A 1121-nucleotide genomic window follows, 5' to 3' on the forward strand; every position below is an offset into this window, starting at 1 on the left:
GCATAACGCATAACGCATAACAATGAATCATATTTATTTGGTGAACGCCTTGGTTACAGATGAAACGGGTAGGATGTTAGCTGTCCGAAAAAAGAAATCGAAATTTTTTCAGATGGTTGGAGGAAAACGAGAACAAGATGAAGAATTATTAACAACGCTTGGACGCGAATTTTTGGAAGAGATTAATGTTGATATTCTACAGCACGATGTTTCATTTTTAGGAAATCATACTTCTATTGCCGTTAATGAAGAGAATACCAAAGTTCATGCAAATGTATTTCATGTTAAATTAAAATCATTAAAAACGCTTAAAAACGCTTCTGAGATAGAAGAAATGGCGTGGATAACGAAAGAAAACTACAAAGAATTTCAATTGGCTCATTTATTAGAAGAATTCAGTTTACCGATTTGGTTAGAAATGGAATTTTAATTTTTTTTTTCAAAAAAGTTTGTAACGTTTTTATTTTTTTTCTACTTACTAGTAAACACTAAAATAATTAAACGATGAAATCTATTTGGGAAGCAACAGTTGAAAATAATGTTATCAGAATCGAGAATAATTGGTTTTCTGGCGAAAAACTTTTTGTAAATGACAAATTACAAGATTATCAAATTAACTATTTTTCTGCGCCAATTTTAACGGGGCATTTGAAAAATTCTAAAGATGAAAAGTTAAATATCAAAGTAAATATTTTGCAAGAATTTTTCGGAGTCAATTGTATTTTATTTATCGATGATGAACAAGTTGCGTTGAAAAAAATAAAGTAACGATTTTGGAAGCTAAACAAACTCTTTTTTTAGAATTAATCGATCAGCACAAAGGGATTTTACACAAAATCGCTATGATGTATATGGATAATTCTGAAGATCAAAATGATTTGATACAAGAGATTGTTTTGCAGTTATGGAAATCTTTTGATCGTTTCGAAGGTAAGTCTCAATTTTCGACATGGATGTACCGCGTTTCGTTGAATACGGCGTTAACTTATTTTAGAAAAGAAAAGAGAAAAGCAGATCGTCATACTTTTTTAGAAAATATTGATCAAGTAGATGAGGTGGATTCTGGTGAAAAAAAACCTTGGACTCGTTAGATTGATCATTAAATTCAAGAAATATATGCG

At 30.1% G+C, this 1121-nt stretch carries 3 protein-coding genes; all 3 read left to right on the forward strand.

The features are described 5' to 3' along the window. Positions 1-22 precede the first annotated feature (22 nt). Positions 23-430 carry an NUDIX hydrolase gene (locus B4J88_RS03760; RefSeq protein ID WP_291066446.1) on the forward strand — a complete coding sequence of 136 codons (408 nt, stop codon included), beginning with the start codon at positions 23-25 and terminating at the stop codon, positions 428-430. 74 nt (positions 431-504) lie between these two features. Beyond that, positions 505-768 carry a hypothetical protein gene (locus B4J88_RS03765; RefSeq protein WP_291047683.1) on the forward strand — a complete coding sequence of 88 codons (264 nt, stop codon included), beginning with the start codon at positions 505-507 and terminating at the stop codon, positions 766-768. A gap of 5 nt (positions 769-773) precedes the next feature. Then, positions 774-1091 carry an RNA polymerase sigma factor gene (locus B4J88_RS03770; RefSeq protein ID WP_291066448.1) on the forward strand — a complete coding sequence of 106 codons (318 nt, stop codon included), beginning with the start codon at positions 774-776 and terminating at the stop codon, positions 1089-1091. Positions 1092-1121 lie beyond the last annotated feature (30 nt).

The organism is Empedobacter sp. UBA5036 (assembly GCF_002415215.1).
Classification (GTDB): Bacteria; Bacteroidota; Bacteroidia; order Flavobacteriales; family Weeksellaceae; genus Empedobacter; species Empedobacter falsenii_B.

What these genes read in the sequence shown, in the direction of transcription:
- B4J88_RS03760 (WP_291066446.1), top strand. Translation starts at nt 23, where the DNA reads ATGAATCATATTTATTTGGTGAACGCCTTGGTTACAGATGAAACGGGT.
- B4J88_RS03765 (WP_291047683.1), top strand. Translation starts at nt 505, where the DNA reads ATGAAATCTATTTGGGAAGCAACAGTTGAAAATAATGTTATCAGAATC.